This is a genomic window from Mycolicibacterium chlorophenolicum, from assembly GCF_001044235.1.
In the GTDB taxonomy this organism is placed as follows: domain Bacteria; phylum Actinomycetota; class Actinomycetes; order Mycobacteriales; family Mycobacteriaceae; genus Mycobacterium; species Mycobacterium chlorophenolicum.
Genome location: NZ_JYNL01000013.1, coordinates 1 through 1996, shown reverse-complemented (window position 1 = coordinate 1996; position 1996 = coordinate 1). Strand labels below are relative to the sequence as shown.

Annotated in this window: 1 protein-coding gene and 1 pseudogene; one reads left to right on the top strand and one right to left on the bottom strand. The window is 64.4% G+C overall.

From position 1 onward, the window contains the following. Positions 1 to 101: 101 nt before the first annotated feature. A pseudogene (locus MCHLDSM_RS06600) lies at positions 102 to 272 on the bottom strand (BlaI/MecI/CopY family transcriptional regulator); the annotation flags it as partial. 380 nt (positions 273 to 652) lie between these two features. Between MCHLDSM_RS06600 and ripA the strand changes: the two are divergent. Then, a partial coding sequence (gene ripA / locus MCHLDSM_RS06595; protein WP_048469442.1) for an NlpC/P60 family peptidoglycan endopeptidase RipA occupies positions 653 to 1996 on the top strand: 1344 nt, incomplete at its 3' end.

Below are 1996 nucleotides of genomic sequence, written 5' to 3'. Positions count from 1 at the left end.
GAAAAGCTGGACAGACCAGCGGATTCACGCTGCCCACCCACCGCAGCACAGCAAAATCAGTCTGACCGGACCTCAACAGGGTCGATCCACGGATTGAGGTTTAGCCACCGCTTGCGATACAGGTTGTCCATGGTCGACAGCACCGTGGTGTACGCGATTGGCCGCTGCTCAGACAGGTCCTCGAACACGTCGCGTACGGTGACCGGCTCCTGGTGATACCACACCCAGTCCATGACCACCGCTTCGAGATCGCCGAATCCTCGCTGTTCCATCCGCCGCAACTCCTGCTCGCTCTAACGAGGTGGCCGATTCGCACAGGGCGGCACCCTGCAGCCTCCTAATGTAGCCGCCAACAGACCAGATGTCGGGGACCTCGCCGTGGCTGCGCAACCGATTTCGCCCCGGCGTGCGTCATCGAATCGGATCCAAGGCACCGGCACCTCGGGCCAACAGCAGATCCTGCCGGCCGGTCAGGTGTTACCGAGTTGAGACTGTGACAGGCGTTTCTCCTGATGCTCCAGTGATGTACGTTCCAAATACGTACTATGCCACTACGTACTTACAGCGGTAGTAGGCCGTCAGACATGACACGTCGGCGCACTGCCCCGTCCGACTCGCGGCCACCCGGCAGCCGCCCCACTCAGGAGAATTGATGCGGCGCCTCACTTCACTTCTCATCGCCGGGGTACTTGCGTCAATGCTGGTGCTGCACACCTCGGGCGTCGCAACGGCCGGCCACGGAAGCGAACCTGATGGTGACAGCGAAACGGTCGCAGGACTTGTCGCCGCCGTCGCCGAGGTCAACCAGCACGTCGCCGATATCGGCGCGGACATCCAACACAAGCAGGAGAGCGTCAATCGGGCCCTGGTTGAGCTTGCCACCGCCCGCGAGGCGGTCTCCGAGGCGCACCGCAGACTCGCCGACAGCGAGAAAGCACTCGCCGACAGCCAAACCGCCATCGACGCGACGCAGCAGCGTTTCGACGAGTTCGCCGCCTCGACCTATATGAACGGTCCCTCGCGCTCACTGCCGCTGGCAAGCAGCCCTGAAGACATCCTCTCGGCAGCCTCGACGCAGCAGACCTATCTCCTTGCCTTCGGCAGGGTCAAAGACGATCTTCGCCGAAGCCAGACTGAACGCGCCAACCGACTCTCAGCCGCCAAGCAGGCCCGGCTGGACGCCGACGCCGCAGCGGCCGAGGCGCAACGACGGCAGGACGGTGCAGTCGCGGAACTCGTTGCCGCGCAACGCGCATTCACCAATCAGCAGTCCGACCTCACCCGGTTGGCCGCCGAACGCGACTCCGCACAAACCCGACTCACTACTGCCCGACCGGTAGCAGCCACCACGCGCCAGCCCACGGCCGCACAACCCGGTACCCCGGTGCCGCCGAGCGGCCAATGGGACCGCTCCAGCCCGGCACCGGCGGACAGCTCGGGCACCGGCCAGTGGGACACCACGCTGCCGATGGTGCCCAGCGCCAATGTGGCCGGCGACCCCATAGCCATCATCAACGCCGTCCTCAAAATCATGGCGACCTCGCTGCAACTCACCGCCGACATGGGCCGAAACTTCCTCACCAAACTGGGCATCCTCTCCCCCGCGACCGCTGCTGCAGATCCCGGCATCACCAATGGACGCATCCCCCGCCTGTACGGCCGCCAGGCCTCGGAGTTCGTGATCCGACGAGCCATGTCACAACTCGGCGTTCCCTACTCATGGGGCGGTGGCAACGCCAACGGGCCCGCTCGGGGAATCGATCAAGGAGCCAACACCGTCGGCTTCGACTGCTCCGGCCTCATGCTCTACGCCTTCGCTGGAGTCGGCATCAAACTCGACCACTACTCCGGATCCCAGTACAACGCCGGCCGCAAAGTACCGTCATCGCAGATGCAGCGCGGCGATCTCATCTTCTACGGCCCCAACGCCAGCCAGCACGAAGCCATGTACCTCGGCGACGGCATGATGCTCGAAGCCCCCTACACCGGGTCAGTG